This is a genomic window from Streptomyces sp. a15 (genome assembly GCF_059026085.1).
Window position 1 is genome coordinate 573,647 of record NZ_JBWLKM010000001.1, and the last position, 15,806, is coordinate 589,452.

Here is a 15,806-nt window from a genome sequence, read left to right on the forward strand (position 1 = left end):
CCCGTCAGAAACAGCGCCCTGCGCCTGTCGGGGCTACCGGTACCTCACGACCACCCCACGCTCCGTACGGGAGCTACCGGTAGTCCCCGAACCGCCGTCGTCGCCGTGCCCGTAGGGCTGCGTCCAGGGAGTAGACAGGGGCGCCGGCGAGGACGAGGGGGATCCAGGCCATGAGGTAGGCGAGGTCGTTGCCGTAGTAGTACGGGTCGGTGGCCCAGCTCACCGTGAGCCACAGGCTGAGCGAGATCAGTGCGCCGCCGACCGCGGCCAGCCGGGCGAGGAGGCCGATGAGGATGCCGATACCGACGGCGAGTTCACCGAAGGCGATGGCGTAGCCGAAGCCCACGGGGTTCTTGAGGGACAGGTCGACCAGTTCCGGGATGGCGGAGGAGTCGCGCACGGTGCGCATCAGGTCGCCGACCGAGCCGGAGCCGGAATCCCTCATGAAGGCGCTGTCGGTGAGTTTGTCCAGGCCGGCGTAGATGAAGGTGACGCCGAGGAAGACGCGGAGCGGAATGAGTGCGTAGCGGGTGGCAGTGTCGCGCCAGTCCGGGCCGCCGTTCGCATAAGGGGAGTGCATGTCCGTACGAATGCCGTGAGTCATAGCTGCTAGCCGCCTCTCGCCCGCCGTGCCGTGACCCCTCAGGTGACGATACGTACGACAGGGAGGCCCCGCTCAATCCCGACGCGACCGGTTGTATCCCTGTCGCGACCAGTTTCTCCGACTTGACCGGCTGCGGCCATGCCCACGACACCGACAGCAACACAGACACCGACACTGACACCGACACCGACACCGAAAGGGCCACGGATGGCACACCCGCACGGATCAGTCCGTGACGTCGATCGCGTACCGGTTCGTCTCGACGCCCGCCGCCGTCACCACCTGCACCTCCACCCGGCCCGGCTCCACATCGGCCGGGACCGGCACGGTCAGTACGGCGTCCGTGGGGTTGCTGAAGCCTCCGGTCACCGGGACCAGGGGGACGTGCACGTTGACCGGGCCGATGCGTACGACCATCCGGGACAGCCGGTCCGCGCCCTGCGCCCCCGGCGGCACGAAACCGGCACCGCGGATCTCGATGTCGTCGCCGGTGCGGATCGGCCCGTCCAGGTCGCCGGCCTCCCGGGCGCGCACGACGGAGAGGATCACCGGCCGCCCGCCCTCGGCGTACTTCCCGGCGAGGTAGGTCGCGGCGGACACCAGGACCACCACCGCGAGGCCCCAGGGCAGGTCCGGCAGCTGGTCGGGGCGCCGGGCCAGCCGTACGGCGGCGAACAGGAGGGCGACGGTGCTGATGACGACGTACTGGATGTCGGCGAAGGTGCCCCGGCCCGCGTCGTCCGTGAGCAGGTCAGCCGCCCTCGGCCGGTCGGCCCGCACCTTCTGCAGCCGCTGGCCCAGCACCCGCAGCCCGACCACGCGCCGTACCAGGACGGCGATCCCGCACACCACGGCGAGGACGGTCACCACGCCCGCCGCCCGGGCGAGTTCGAACCCGGAGAGGAGCGCGTCGCGCTCCGCCTGCTCGGACGCGGCCGCGAGGCGGCCCACGAGCACGAGCACGGCGTAGGCGACGAACAGCACCCAGCCGACCGCGACCGCCCGGGACGTGGAGAGGCGGTTGTCCTCGCCGATCAGCGGCGCCAGCGCGCCGCCACGCGCCCGGTGGAACCACGAGGCCGCCGTCAGCACGCCGGCCACCACCAGGGCGGCGAGCAGTCCTGCGGTTCGGGCGGAGGTCCAGCCCGCGCCGATGGCCGTGAGCGACTGCACGAGGAGGAGCAGGACGACCAGCGCCCACACCACCACCGCCGTCCGCCGCCACAGTCGCGCCAGCCAGGCCTCGCCCTCGGCCCGGCCGCGTTCGGCGACGAGGTCCGCGGACTGGGTGAGTTCCTCCGAGACCCACTGGCGGGAGGCGGAGGCCGAGTGGGCCACCGCCGCCGGCAGCCCCTGCCCGGCCGCGAACTCGTCCCGCTTCAGCAGGAATTCGGCGACCGCCCTACGGTGTCCCGCCCGCGCCCCGTGGGGACAGTCCCCGCAGGTGCAGCCACCTCCGTGGGTGCTCCCGTGCGCGCCCGAGTCCGCGCCCTGTCTCGCCTCCTGCACCGCCACGCCCGACGCCCGCCTTCCCCGCTTTTTTGTGCCTCACAACTCACGTGCGATGACAGCGAATTGTGCCCTACGCAACACGCCCCGTGCGGGGCAGGTCCGGTCAGGGCGGTGGAAGGCCGGTTCGCCGTGTTGACCCGGCTGCGAGAATTTCCCCATGGCCGAGATCATCCAGCGCGACGGGACCTGGGCCTTCGACGGGAGCACGGTCAGGATCACGCCGGGACTCCACCGCTCCGTGCCGCTGTTCCGGCAGACGTACGGCGAGATCGCCGTGCCCCTGGAGGCCATCTCGGGCGTCGCCTTCGAGCCCGAACGCAAGCGCGGCCGGCTGCGCATGCGGCTGCGCGAGGGCGCCGACCCGCTCCTGCACGCGACGGGCGGCCGCCTGCCCGACCCGGCCGATCCGTACCGGCTGCTGGTGGAGGTGGACCGGGCGGGAGTCGCCGAGTACGTGGCCGAGGAGATCCGCCGCTCCCTGCTCCTGGACCAGATCCCCACGGAGCCGACCAAGGCCTACCTCCTGCCCGGCCCGCCGGTCCCGGTCTCGGTCCGCTCCTCGGACGGCACGGTCTCCTTCGACGGCACCCGGGTGCGGATCGACTGGGCGGACACCTCGGACCGGGTCAAGCGGGCGACCGGCCCCCGCATCATCGACCTCGGCGATCTCGTCCAGGTCGAGTGGCTGCCCAACTCCGGTTACGAGGACGGCTTCCTGCGCTTCGTGACCCGCGAGACGACCTTCTCCAAGCTGCCGCCCGAGAAGGACCCGTACGCCCTGGACCTGTGGGGCAGCGCCCGCCGCGACCTGCTCACGGCCCTCGTCGCCACCGCGGTCACGGCCCGCCTGCCGCACCCCTCCACCCGTGTCGCCGTCGAGAACGGCGAGCAGACCGCCCGGCGCCCGCTGACGGCGGCCGTACCGCCCCAGGCCGACCATCACGACGTCCTCCTGAGGCGACTGCGGGAGCTGGGCGAGCTGCACCGGGACGGGGTGCTCACGGACGAGGAGTTCGCGATGACGAAGGCCGCCGTCCTACGAGGATTCTGAGAGGATCCGGGAGGGTTCTGAGGCGTCAGCTCAGCAGATCGGGCTCGCTGCGGCTGATGTCCTGCCACATCGGCTGGTAGTTGATCCACGCCACCAGATCGCCGCCCAGTTGCTCGCGGGTGGCCACCGCCGCCTTGTGGTCGATCAGGACGGGCCGTCCGGCCGCCTTCGCGGTGAGCTGGACCTGGCAGGACCGTTCCAGGGACAGGAACCACCAGGCCGCCGCGTCCACCGAGTCGCCGACCGTCAGCAGCCCGTGGTTGCGCAGCACGAGTGCCTTGCGAGTACCGAGGGCGGTGGCGATGCGCCGGCCCTCGTCGGCGTCGACGGCGACGCCGGTGTAGGCGTCGTAGAGAGCGTGGTCCTCGTAGAACGCGCAGCTCTCCTGCGTGATCGGGTCCAGGAAGTCGCCCAGGGCCGACAGCGCCCGGCCGTGCACCGAGTGACAGTGGGCGACCGCGACGACGTCGGGGCGGGCGGCGTGCACCTGGACGTGCACGGTGAAGGCCGCCTGGTTGACGTGGTAGCGGCCCTCGATCACCTGGCCGTCGGAGTTGGCGAGGACCAGGTCGCTCACGGTGACGTGCTTGAACGGCATCCCGAACGGGTTGACCCAGAAACAGTCGCTGTACTCCGGATCACGGGCGGTGATGTGCCCCGAGACCCCGTCCTCGAAGCCCAGCCGCCCGAAGATCCGCAGCGCGCCCGCGAGCCGTTCCTTGCGGTGCCGGCGTTCGTCGTCGACCGATTCGTGCATCGGCGGCATGGCGAACCGGAGCCGGTCGGTGGGGAGCGGCTGGGGTGGAGTGGGCCCGGCTTCGGGCGTCCCGTGCATGTGTCGTCCTCCAGCACTGGGTGGGTGTACGGGGCGGAAGTTACCGTCGGTCAGCGCAGGAGAACAGCGCTGGTGGGTAAAGATGGCGCACCCGGCCGATACCCGACAGAAGATGTCGGGTATCGGCGGAAGACTGGCTGATATGGACTGGGCAGCTTTCTCCTCCGCGGAACCCGACCTGGCGAAAACCGTCGAAGAACGCTTCGGCGCCTACACCCACCACATCCTCGCGACCCTCCGCAAGGACGGGTCGCCGCGCACCACCGGCCTGGAGGTGCGTTTCCTGAACGGTGAGCTGTGGCTGGGCATGATGCCGGACTCGCTCAAGGCGCTCGACCTGCGCCGCGACCCGCGGTTCGCACTCCAGGCGAACCCCGGGGACGGCACCGGCATGGGCGGCGGCGACGTCCGGATCAGCGGACGGGCGATCGAGGTGGACGATCCTCGGACCAGGGCCGGATACGTCGAAGAGGTGGAACCGCCGGAGCCGTTCCACCTCTTCCGCACCGAGCTGACGGAGGTCGTACGGACCTACATCGAGGACGACACGTACCTGGTCGTCCAGGTCTGGAAGCCGGGAGCGCCGGTGCGCACGCTCAAGCGGACCTGACCTTCAAGAACGGGAGACTCACTCCCACTCGATGGTGCCCGGCGGCTTGCTCGTCACGTCCAGGACGACGCGGTTGACGTCCGCGACCTCGTTCGTGATCCGCGTCGAGATCTTGGCGAGGACGTCGTACGGCAGTCGCGACCAGTCGGCCGTCATGGCGTCCTCGGAGGAGACGGGCCGCAGGACGATCGGGTGGCCGTAGGTGCGGCCGTCGCCCTGGACGCCGACGCTGCGGACGTCCGCGAGCAGGACCACCGGGCACTGCCAGATGTCGCGGTCGAGGCCGGCCGCGGTGAGCTCCTCGCGGGCGATGGCGTCGGCGTCACGGAGCAGGTCGAGCCGCTCCTTGGTGACCTCGCCGACGATACGGATACCCAGGCCGGGGCCGGGGAACGGCTGGCGCTGGACGATCTCCTCCGGCAGGCCGAGCTCCTGGCCGACCATCCGGACCTCGTCCTTGAACAGCTTGCGCAGCGGCTCGATCAGCTGGAACTCGAGGTCCTCCGGCAGCCCGCCCACGTTGTGGTGGGACTTGATGTTGGCGGTGCCCGTACCGCCACCGGACTCGACCACGTCGGGGTACAGCGTGCCCTGGACGAGGAACTCGACCGCCGGACCCTCGTCGGCGATGATCTCCGCCTGCGCCTGCTCGAAGACCCGGATGAACTCCCGGCCGATGATCTTCCGCTTCTCCTCGGGGTCGGAGATCCCCTTCAAAGCGGACAGGAACCGCTCCTCGGCGTCCACGACCTTCAGCTGGACGCCGGTCGCGGCCACGAAGTCCTTCTCGACCTGCTCGGTCTCGCCCTTGCGCATCAGGCCGTGGTCGACGTACACGCAGGTCAGCTGGGAGCCGATGGCCTTCTGGACGAGGGCGGCGGCGACGGCGGAGTCCACGCCGCCGGACAGACCGCAGATGGCACGCCGGTCGCCGACCTGCTCACGGATGGCTGCGACCTGCTCCTCGATCACGTTGCCCGTGGTCCAGTTCGGGGTCAGGCCGGCGCCCCGGTACAGGAAGTGCTCCAGCACCAGCTGGCCGTGCGTGGAGTGCATGACCTCGGGGTGGTACTGGACGCCGTACAGCTTCTTCTCGTCGTTCTCGAAGGCCGCGACCGGGACGACGTCCGTGGAGGCCGTGACGGAGAAGCCCTCGGGGGCGGCGGAGCAGGCGTCGCCGTGCGACATCCACACCGACTGCTCGTCCGGGGTGCCCTCGAAGAGGGTGGAGGACGACCTGGAGACGTGCAGCTCCGTACGGCCGTACTCACGGGCGCCGGTGTTGTCGACGGTGCCGCCGAGGGTCTGCGCCATCAGCTGGAAGCCGTAGCACATGCCGAAGACGGGGACGCCGGCCTCGAAGATCTCGCGGTCGAGGCGGGGGGCCTCGTCGGCGTACACCGAGGAGGGGCCGCCGGAGAGGATGATCGCCGCCGGGTTCTTGGCGAGCATCTCCGCCACCGGCATGGTGCTCGGCACGATCTCGCTGTAGACCCGGGCCTCGCGGACGCGACGGGCGATGAGCTGGGCGTACTGCGCGCCGAAGTCGACGACCAGGACGGTGTCGGGGGCGGTGGCAGCGGGGGTCGCTGATGACACGGGGTGCCTTCCGGCGGTCGGGCGGGGTCTGTGGTTACCGAGTCTAACGGGGTGGACGTGGGACCTCGGTCAGAGGAAAAGAAGCCGTGGCATACTGGGGCCCATGCTCACGCACCCGACCTTCCTCTTTACCTATGGCACCCGGCCCGCCGGCTGCCATGGTCGTGCTGCTTGAGCTACTGACAAGCGACTTCCCAGGCGCCCCGGGCCGACAAGGCCCGGGGCGCCTGTCGTTTCCCGGGTCCTGTCGCTCCGGGGCACCTCGACCCGTCCCCACGCCATCACACCGAATGAGGAGCCCCGACATGACCGCCACCGACGTGACCGGCGCCCGTACCCCCGAGGCCGCCGATGTGATCTCCGGCGCCCGTGAGCGCATCGACGCGCTGGACGACCGGATCATCGGTCTGATCCAGGAACGGATGGCCGTGTCCGCCGTCATCCAGGAGGCGCGGATCTCCTCCGGCGGCCGGCGCGTGAACCTCTCCCGTGAGATGGACGTCCTCAGCCACTACAGGGACGCGCTGGGCAAGCCCGGTACGTCCCTCGCGATGACGCTCCTCGAACTGTGCCGGGGTCGTATCTGAGTTCGCCACCTCTCACCCGTACGGCGCGTGACCGGGACGCGAAGCCCTTCGTTGGTGGTGGTGTCCGTGCCAGCCAGGGGCGGGCCCGAAAGAACCACGCGTGGCTCGCTGGAGCGATGAGACGTACGGATCGTGCTGTGCGTCGTGGGACCTCGCTCCGGACAAGTGACCGGACGGCAGGGGACAGCTGGTCCGGTCACCCAGAGAACGGTCGGCTCCGGGGACGCCCGGAGCCGACCGGCGGGACATCCACATCAAAATGTCCGAGTCAAAATGTCCAGGTCTGAGCTCAAACGGTTGCGGCGGCGGCATCCATCCAGCACGATGCCTGAAAAGCCCCCAAGTCCCCCCTTAGACAACTGCATTCACGTGCACTGCCGTACTGCCAAAGGCCGAGACCAACCGTGCGCCCCGCATGCGCCGGGGCGCCGACCCGGAGCACACAGGCAAGCGGCGCAACCCCCCGGCGCCGCTCCCCAGGCACCGACGCTGCCCTGACGTCGGTGCTGACGAGAGAAGGGCCCCGCGGCTTCGGCCTGCGGGGCCCTTCGCATGCCCGGCGTCGAGCGGGCCGCCGTCGAGCGGACCGCCGTCGGCGCCCGGCGTCAGGTGCGGGACACCGTCCCGCACTCCCCGTCGGCCCCTATCTCGCGGCTGCGGTCGTACGGGTCCACCAGCGGCCCGCTCGACGGTTCGTCCGAGGCGGTGTCCGAGGAGAACTGCGGGTGCAGATAGCCGTCGTGGATCTCGCAGGCCGTGTTGCCGACGTCCCGGTCGTAGCGCAGGACGTTCAGGCGGTCGGGGGTGGACACATAGCGGGTGGGGTCGAGGAGCTCGACTTCGAGGACGCGGCGCACGATGGTGCGGGTGACCTCGGTGGAACCGTCGGTGCGGACGACCGGGTAGACGAAGGTGTAGTCGGCGCGCACGGCCACCCCGTCCTGGTCGCCCTTCTCGAACGTCATCCGGCCGCGCGTCTTGATCACGTCGCCGACGAGTCGCACCTCGGCGGGGTCGAAGCGGGTGAGCAGGTCCAGCGGGTCGTGCTCCTGGTCGGGCGCGCGCAGGGACCGGTTCAGGTCGTCGACGAACTCCGGCTGCTTGGGGTCGAGGACCGCGAGGGCGGCGTCGGGGCGTTCGCCACGTAGCGTCTTCGGGTCCAGGTTCGCTCCGACCAGCAGTTTCTTGGTCAGCCGGAGCGCCGTCCCGACCCGGTCCTTCGATATCCCGCCGACCGCCTTCGCCTCCGGCAGGACGATGCCGGCGGCACCGTCGGCCCACTCCAGCGCCGGGGAACCGGCGAACGGCTCGTCCAGAGTGGGGGGTTCGGCGTCCGCGGCGGCCGGGGGTGCGGTCGGGGCCGCGGTCTCCTCGCCCAGAGGGGAAGCGGCGGCGGTGTCCGGTGTCCCCGTGCCGAAGGGGTCGCCCGGGAGCAGTGACGGCTTCATCGCCACGACGGCAACCGCGACGGCGACGGGTATGCCGATGACCGCCCACAGCCGGCGGCGCCGGGTGGTACGACCGTTCGTCTCCTGCCAGGCCGGACCCGTGCGCCAGCCCTCGGGCAGCTCACCCCGCGCCTCCTGCTGCCGCAGCCGCTCGGTCACCATGCGGGCGCGGGCGGACGGCTCCTTCGGGGCCTCGGCATGTATGTCGCGTTCGCTGTCCTGGACGAACTTCTCCCACACCTCGTCGGGTACGGAGGAGGAGTTGCTGGTGTTACTGGAGTCGCCCCCCTCACCCGAACCGGATCTCGGCTCTTCGGACGATCTGTCGGCCACGGTGCCGGACGCCTTTCTGCGAGTGGATTCCCGAGCAGCTGAGCGTACGTCAGTTCCGAATCCGCCCGACCGGTGATCCAGGTCACATAAAAATCCTGTGAGGGCGAGGGCAACCATTCACAGGCTTCGCGGATCAAACCATGCGAACCAAGGGCCACACCCGCGCCCCACACGCGGAGGCCTCCCAAGCGTGTTGCCGCCCGCGGCACACCGGATTTTCGAGGTCTTCATGAAGCTTCGCCGCGCCATGGCCGCAGCGGCCGCGACGGCCGTCATAGCCCCGCTCGCCCTGCTCTCCGCCCCCACCGCGTTCGCGACGGACGGCGACGAGACTCCGAGCACGACGACGAGCAGCCCGGCCACGGACGCCAGCTCTCCCGCCGCGGACACCAGCAGCCCCACGACGGACACGAGCTCCCCCGCCGCGGACACCAGCAGCCCGGCCGCGGACACCAGCTCCCCCGCCGCGGACACCAGCAGCCCGGCCGCGGACACCAGCTCCCCCGCCGCGGACACGAGCACCCCGGCCGGCAGCGAGAGCTCCCCGGCCGCCTCCCCCTCGCCGAGCGCCAGCGCCAGCGCGCCCGAGGACCCGGAGCTCTGTGTCGACGAGGACGGCAACAGCACCGCCGAGCTCAGCGAGGACGTCCGCAGCGGCCTTTCCGGGCTGCCCGAGACGATCGTCGCCGGCAGCGGGTGGACCGGCTTCGCGTTCAACGTGTCCAACCACGGTGACGACGAGATCAAGGACATCAAGCCGCTCATCGGCGTCGCCGCGTTCGGCTGGGACGACGCGGCGGACTACTCCGGCGAGATCAAGGTCCAGGTCTTCAACAAGTCCACCGGTTCCTGGGACACGATCGCGGACGCCGCGGGCGAGGGCGGCACGTTCCCCTCGTTCTCGCTCGGCGCGGGCCAGTCGATCTCGTACAAGCTGCGGCTCAGTGTCAGCGGCAAGGTGCCGGACTCGCTCGGCCTGACCGGCGGTCTCGCCGAGTACGCGGACGACGAGGGCTGCTGGGTCGCCGACGACCCGAACGGCTGGGTCTACGTCTTCGACATCCTCGCCGCCGGCTCCGACGCCGGTGACCCGAACGACGCCAAGCCGCAGGGTGGCAAGACGGACCTCACGGACGTCAACGAGGTCTCCGCCACCGGCACCCTCGCCGAGACCGGTTCCAGCTCCACGCTGCCGATGATCGGCCTCCTGGGCGGCGTCGCGGTCGTCGCCGGTGCGGGCGCGGTGTTCGTGGTGCGCCGCCGGAAGGCCGGCGTCGAGGCGTAAGCGCCCCATAGCCCCATAGGCCCAACAGGGCCCAGCAAGGCTCATCGCAAGAAACAGAGAAGGACCTGCGCTCGGAGGGGGGTGCAGGTCCTTCTCTCTGTGTACGGCCTCCCTGTGTACGGCCTTTCTGTGTACGGCGGTCCGCTCGGGTTACTTCTTCGGCGGCACCGCCGGTATCCCCAGGAACGGCAGCTTCAGCGCGCCGAAGGCGTCCGCCGGGACCGCCGGGGACTTGGGCTCGACCGGCTTGAGGCGTTCGTACGTCTCGCCCTGTGCCGGACGCGGGTCCGCCTCGCCCTTGTTGGGCCAGTACGACATCGCGCGCTCGGCCTGGGCGGTGATGGTGAGGGAGGGGTTCACTCCCAGGTTGGCGGAGACCGCGGAGCCGTCGACGACCGAGATGCCGGGGTGGCCGTAGAGGCGGTGGTACGGGTCGATGACGCCGGTGTCGCGGGAGGCCCCGATCGGGCAGCCGCCGAGGAAGTGCGCGGTGAGCGGGGTGCCCATCAGTTCGCCCACGTTGGAGCCGGCGAAGCCGTTGATCTCGGCGGCGATCGCCGACGCGCCCTCCGCGGCCGCCCTGATCTGCTTGGGGTTCGGGGAGCCGTGACCCTGGCGGGCCGTGAGCAGGCCCTTCCCCACGCCGTCCGGTTTCAGGTACGTCGTCAGGGAGTTGTCCAGCGACTGCATCACCAGGCCGATGATGGTCCGCTCCGACCAGCGGCGGTTGGAGAGGGAACGCAGGACCAGTCCCGGGTGGCGGGCCGCGTTCCGCAGCCAGGCCAGCACACGGGAGGAGCCCTCGGCGTACGGGACCTGGAGGATCGACAGGCCGCCCATCGAGTTGGAGCCCTTGCCGTAGCGGACCGGCTCGATGTGGGTGTTCTCGTCCGGGTGGATGGACGAGGTGATGGCCACCCCGCGCGTGAAGTCGACCTTCCGCTCGCCCGTCACCTTGCGGTAGCGGCGGTCGCTGGTCTGCGCGCCGACCAGCGCCTCGGAGTTGGTACGGGTCAGCTCGCCCAGCTTCTCGGACAGGTACGGCAGTTGGCCGCCCGCCTTCATCCGGTGCAGCAGGGTCTGCGTGCCGTAAGTGCCGGCCGCGAGGACCACCCGGCGGGCCCTGAAGGTCCGGCCCTCGCCCTTCTTCCGGTCGGTCGGAAGCGTTGCCATCGCGTAGCCGCCCCGCGAGTCGTCCGTGATCGAGACGACCGTCGTCAGCGGGTGCACGACCGCGCCCGCCTTCTCGGCGAGGTACAGGTAGTTCTCGTTGAGGGTGTTCTTCGCGCCGTGCCGGCAGCCGGTCATGCACTCGCCGCACTCGTTGCAGGCCTTGCGGGCCGGGCCCGCGCCGCCGAAGTAGGGGTCGGCCACCTCCTCACCGGGTTCGGCCTTCGTGGCGCCGTCCGCGTCCTCGCCGTCCCCGAAGAACACGCCGACCGGCGCCATGTGGAAGCTGTCGCCCACGCCCATCCGCTCGGCGGCCGCCTTGAGGTGGACGTCGGACGGGGTCATCGTCGGGTTGAGGCGTACACCGAGCATGCGCCGCGCCTGGTCGTAGTACGGCGCCAGCTCCTCCTGCCAGTCGGTGATGTCCCGCCACTGCGCGTCCTCGAAGAACGGCTTCGGCGGTACGTAGAGGGTGTTGGCGTAGTTGAGGGAGCCGCCGCCGACGCCTGCGCCGGCCAGGACCATGACGTTGCCGAGCAGGTGGATGCGCTGGATGCCGTACATGTTGAGCCTGGGGGCCCAGAGGTAGTTCTTCAGGTCCCAGGAGTTCCTGGGGAGGGTTTCGCGGGTGAAGCGGCGGCCGGCCTCCAGGACGCCTACGGTGTAGCCCTTTTCCGTCAGGCGGAGGGCGGTTACCGAGCCGCCGAAGCCTGATCCGACGACGATGACGTCGTAGTCGTAGGTGTCCTGGGGCACGTGCTCTCCTCGTTGAGAACGGGTGGTGTCTAGCGGAACCGGAATGCCTTCATCAGGCGGAGACTGCGGCTCATGAACTGCGCGTACTTCTCGTCGTCCATCCCCAGCGAGGGGGCCAGGGGCAGCAGCCGCTGATGGGCCACCGTCTGGGCCTCGGTGTACTTGAGGATGCCCTCGGAGCCGTGCCGGCGGCCGAGGCCGGAGTCCTTCATGCCGCCCATCGGGGACTGGAGGCTGCCGTAGGCGGCGGCGTAGCCCTCGTTGACGTTGACCGTGCCGGTGCGCAGGCGGGCGGCGATGTCGCGGCCGCGGCGGCCGTCCTTCGTCCAGACGGAGGAATTCAGGCCGTACGCCGTTGAGTTGGCGCGCTCGACCGCCTCGTCCTCCGTCTTGAAGCGGTAGATGGAGACGACCGGGCCGAAGGTCTCCTCCGCGCAGACGGCCATCGGGGCCTCGACGCCGTCGAGGATGGTCGGCTCGAAGAAGTACGGGCCGATGTCCGGGCGGGCCACCCCGCCGGCGACGACCTTCGCGCCCTTGGCGACGGCCTCCTCGACGTGCCGCGTGACGGTCTCCAGCTGGCGTTCCCCGACCAGGGAGCCCATGTCGGCGCCGTAGGCGAGGGACGTACCGAGCCGCATCGCCTTCGTGCGGGCGGCGAAGCGCTCCACGAACGCGTCGGCGATCGACTCGTGGACGTACAACCGCTCGATGGAGATGCAGATCTGGCCCGCGGAGGAGAAGCAGGCGCGGACCGCGCCCGCGGCCGCCTTCTCGATGTCGGCGTCCTCCAGGACCAGCATGGCGTTCTTGCCGCCGAGTTCGAGGGAGACGCCGACCAGGCGGGCGGCGGCGGCCTGGGCGACCTCGCGGCCGGTGCGGGTGGAGCCGGTGAAGGAGACGTAGTCGGCGTGCCTGACCACCTCCGGGCCGACGACCGGGCCGTCACCGACGACGACCTGGAAGACGTCGGCGGGCAGACCGGCCTCGATGAGCAGATCACGGGCCCAGAGCGCGGTGAGGCAGGTCTCCGTGTCCGGCTTCATGACGACCGCGTTACCCGCGACGAAGGCGGGGATCGCGTCGCCGACCGACAGCTCCAGGGGATAGTTCCAGGGGACGATCTGGCCGACGACGCCGCGCGGGTGGCGCAGTTCGGTGACCTTGGTGAGCGTCGGGACGGCGCCGGTGTGCCGCTTCGGCTTCAGATACGCGGTGGCCCTGCGGCCGTAGTGCCGGGCCGCCACGGCTACGGCCTGCACCTCCTCGTGGGCGTGCAGCCGGGCCTTGCCGGTCTCCAGCTGGATCAGATCGAGGATCTCGGCCTGGCGTTCGAGGACCAGGTCGTGGAAGCGGAGCAGAACGGCGGCACGCTGCCGTATCGGCGTCTGCGCCCACACCGCCTGCGCCTTGCGCGCGGCCTCGAAGGCCTTCTGCACGTCCTCGGGCGTGGACTCGGGCAGGTCCGCCAGCTTCTCGCCGGTGAACGGGGTGTGGCTCGCGGTCCGGCCGGAGCCGGCCACGCCCTTGGTGAGCTGGGCGACCAGCTCCGGGGTGACCACGTCCGCTGCGGTGCGGGCGCCCTCGGGGGCGGGGGCGATGGGGTTCGTACCGGTCTTGGCCGGGGCCTGCGCGTCGGTCATGAGCCGCAGGGTATGACGCCGGGGAGGCTTTGTGTACCCGCCGGTAATCGGCATTCACCGAGTGCACACACGGCGCCAGTGGTCGCTGGCAGGAAATGCGCTGATCAGGGCGTTGGCCGGTGGCTGCCGCCGGAAGCTCAGCTGCTTCCGTCGCTTCCGTCGTTTCCGATCTCGAGGCGGCCACGGGCCGACTTGAACACGGCCGTGCCCTTCTTCTCGTCCGGCGTTCCCTTGGGCATGTCCACGCGCAGCTCGTACATCCGGCTGTCGTTGGTGCGGATCATCAGCTGCATGACCCGGGTGGGGCGCCCGTCCCGGTCGTACGTGGTGTCCGCGAGCGCCGCCTCGTAGCCGTGGAAGCTGGTGCGGGTCTTCTGTGTGCTCGCGTCCCCGTTGCGGCTGCCCCAGGTGTCCTGTGCCGCCTGCGCCTGGGCCATCGGGGATCGGGGGGCCTTGTCCCACTGGGTGAGGCGGAGCTGGATGGTGCCGTCGAGGTCGTAGACGACGAAGCGGGGCGGGTCGTCTGCGCTGCCTTCGCGGGCGGTCTCCTTGTAGGCGGCGGGGAGGGCGAGTGTGGCGTTCATGGCCGGCTCGCGGTGGGTTGTCCAGGAGGCGGTGGGAGTGGGAGTGGGGGTGGGGGTGGGGGTGGAGGTTGGAGTGCTTGGGCTGTGGCGGGGGGCCAGTTCCGCGGCTGAGCCGCTCTCGGTCTCCGTGAAGTAGGTGGACGTGCCCAGCCATATGCCGCCGACGAGGAGGGCGGCGAGCAGGGCGGCGGGGGCCGGGCGGCGGAGGCAGCGGCGCTTGGACCTCAAGGCCGGCTTCGGGGCAGCGGTGGTTTCCGGTGCGGGTGCGAGAGTTGTGAGTGCGGATGCCGATGCGGATGCGGATGCTTCAGGTGCGGGTGGTTCGGGCGTCGCGTCAGGCGGCCGTACGGCCATCCCCAGCCCCATCGTCCCGGTGTCCTCCGCCAGTTCCCTGAGCCCCGACGCGTCCTGCTCCCCCACCCCGGAGGGACCCGGCACCGGCCACCCCTCCGCCACCGCCTCCAGCGCCACGGCGACCTCCGCCGCGCCCGGGCGCCGCTCGGGCTCCTTGTCCAGCAGCCGCACGACGAGCGGACCGAGCGGACCGGCCTGCTTGGGCTCCGGCGTGTCGGCGGCGAGGATCGCGGCGAGGGTGGACTCCAGGGTCGTACGGCGGAAGGGGGACCAGCCCTCCACGGCGGCGTACAGCAGCACACCGAGCGACCACAGGTCGGAGGCGGGGCCGGCGGGGCCGCCCCGGCCGGACATCCGCTCGGGTGCGATGAACTCCAGCGAGCCGACGAACTCGCCGCTGACGGTGAGGGATTCCTCGCCCTGGATGTGGGCGATGCCGAAGTCCGTGAGGACGACCCGATGGTGCGGGCCGAGCAGGACGTTCGCGGGCTTGACGTCCCGGTGCACGATGCCGACGGAGTGCGCGGCACGCAGGGCGCCGAGGACGGCGAGGCCGATACGGGCGGACTCGGCGGGTTCGAGCGGCCCGCGCTGGAGCACTTCGTGGAGGGACTCGCCGCGGACCAACTCCATGACGATCCATGGGAGTCCGTCCTCTTCCTCCGCTTCCTCCGCGACGACGTCATGGATGGTGACGGCGGAGGGATGGTCGACGCGGGCGGCGGCGCGAGCCTCGCGGTAGAGCCGGTGGGCGGCCCGCTGGTGACTCTCGTCCTCGGGATCCCCGGGCAGCCGCGGCTGCTTGACGGCGACCTCCCGCCCGACCAGCTCGTCGACGGCCCGCCACACGGTGCCCATCCCACCGGACCCGATCCGCTCGACCAGCCGGTAACGCCCCCCGACTATCCGGCCCTTGCCGCCTCCGGAGTCACCGTCGTTGCTCATGCCCCATGAGTACCGTGCGGGGTGGCCGCTTGTCGACGCGGCTCAGTGGTGCGCGGGACGCGTCGTCAGGACACGCCGTTTCGCAAGCGGTCACCTTCTACTCCGGACCAGAGGAGAACGTAACGACGGGCCCATCCTCGGAGTCGATGACCCGGACGTCGAAAGACCGGTCAGGAAATTCGGCACACAAGGCGGCCGTCCAAGTCTTCGCAATGCATGCGGCAATAAATTCCAGCGCCCGTCGATCCTCATCCACATCATCCGATTCGACAAGCTGCCAAACCCTGAGTTGATTCAGCGTCGCCTCAATTCTGGCTGCGGACGGTGCGAACGCGGCAGGCTGTACGACACCTGCCAGGACGGCTCCGGCGACAGCCGCCAGCAACGGTCTACGCGTCCGGCTCGATCTGCCGGAACGCCCCTTGGACGCACTCATTTCCCCCGCCCCCCGACTCCACAGTCCCCACCCAGGAGTCACACCCGTCACAGA

General features: G+C 70.6%; 12 protein-coding genes. 4 read left to right on the top strand and 8 right to left on the bottom strand.

Annotated features, from left to right (window positions below):
- Positions 1-73 precede the first annotated feature (73 nt).
- Together AC5P09_RS02655 and AC5P09_RS02660 are read right to left on the bottom strand one after the other, a co-directional pair.
- Positions 74-604, bottom strand: a complete 531-nt coding sequence (locus AC5P09_RS02655; protein ID WP_329337922.1) for a DoxX family protein — start codon at positions 602-604, stop codon at positions 74-76.
- Between the two features lie 225 nt (positions 605-829).
- A complete protein-coding gene (locus AC5P09_RS02660; protein WP_493872226.1) occupies positions 830-2,119 on the bottom strand; it encodes a hypothetical protein in 1,290 nt (429 codons plus the stop codon).
- 154 nt (positions 2,120-2,273) lie between these two features.
- Between AC5P09_RS02660 and AC5P09_RS02665 the strand changes: the two genes are divergently transcribed.
- Entirely contained in the window at positions 2,274-3,167 is an 894-nt protein-coding gene (locus tag AC5P09_RS02665) for a DUF4429 domain-containing protein (protein WP_493872227.1), read from the top strand.
- Between the two features lie 25 nt (positions 3,168-3,192).
- Here the strand turns inward: AC5P09_RS02665 and AC5P09_RS02670 are convergent, their stop codons facing one another.
- Positions 3,193-4,002, bottom strand: a complete 810-nt coding sequence (locus AC5P09_RS02670) for a class II aldolase/adducin family protein (RefSeq protein WP_383866138.1) — start codon at positions 4,000-4,002, stop codon at positions 3,193-3,195.
- A gap of 142 nt (positions 4,003-4,144) precedes the next feature.
- Between AC5P09_RS02670 and AC5P09_RS02675 the strand changes: the two genes are divergently transcribed.
- Positions 4,145-4,612, top strand: coding sequence for a pyridoxamine 5'-phosphate oxidase family protein (locus AC5P09_RS02675; RefSeq protein WP_493872228.1), 468 nt, complete (start codon positions 4,145-4,147; stop codon positions 4,610-4,612).
- A gap of 18 nt (positions 4,613-4,630) precedes the next feature.
- Here the strand turns inward: AC5P09_RS02675 and guaA are convergent, their stop codons facing one another.
- A complete protein-coding gene (guaA, locus tag AC5P09_RS02680) occupies positions 4,631-6,211 on the bottom strand; it encodes a glutamine-hydrolyzing GMP synthase (RefSeq protein ID WP_493872229.1) in 1,581 nt (526 codons plus the stop codon).
- 305 nt (positions 6,212-6,516) lie between these two features.
- Here guaA and AC5P09_RS02685 point away from each other — a divergent pair, with 305 nt between their 5' ends.
- A complete protein-coding gene (locus AC5P09_RS02685; protein WP_307676814.1) occupies positions 6,517-6,798 on the top strand; it encodes a chorismate mutase in 282 nt (93 codons plus the stop codon).
- A 605-nt stretch (positions 6,799-7,403) separates the two neighbouring features.
- Here the strand turns inward: AC5P09_RS02685 and AC5P09_RS02690 are convergent.
- Positions 7,404-8,579 carry a hypothetical protein gene (locus AC5P09_RS02690; RefSeq protein WP_493872230.1) on the bottom strand — a complete coding sequence of 392 codons (1,176 nt, stop codon included), beginning with the start codon at positions 8,577-8,579 and terminating at the stop codon, positions 7,404-7,406.
- A 229-nt stretch (positions 8,580-8,808) separates the two neighbouring features.
- On the opposite strand from AC5P09_RS02690, the gene AC5P09_RS02695 reads away from it, so the two are divergent.
- Positions 8,809-9,864, top strand: a complete 1,056-nt coding sequence (locus AC5P09_RS02695; protein ID WP_493872231.1) for an LAETG motif-containing sortase-dependent surface protein — start codon at positions 8,809-8,811, stop codon at positions 9,862-9,864.
- A 150-nt stretch (positions 9,865-10,014) separates the two neighbouring features.
- On the opposite strand, the gene AC5P09_RS02700 is transcribed toward AC5P09_RS02695, so the two are convergent.
- The 3 genes from AC5P09_RS02700 to AC5P09_RS02710 form a co-directional block, all read right to left on the bottom strand.
- Positions 10,015-11,790: a GMC oxidoreductase gene (locus AC5P09_RS02700; RefSeq protein WP_493872232.1), complete on the bottom strand. Its 1,776-nt coding sequence runs from the start codon at positions 11,788-11,790 to the stop codon at positions 10,015-10,017.
- 29 nt (positions 11,791-11,819) lie between these two features.
- Positions 11,820-13,433, bottom strand: a complete 1,614-nt coding sequence (locus AC5P09_RS02705) for a succinic semialdehyde dehydrogenase (protein ID WP_493872233.1) — start codon at positions 13,431-13,433, stop codon at positions 11,820-11,822.
- A gap of 137 nt (positions 13,434-13,570) precedes the next feature.
- A complete protein-coding gene (locus tag AC5P09_RS02710; protein ID WP_493872234.1) occupies positions 13,571-15,316 on the bottom strand; it encodes a serine/threonine-protein kinase in 1,746 nt (581 codons plus the stop codon).
- Positions 15,317-15,806: the final 490 nt, after the last annotated feature.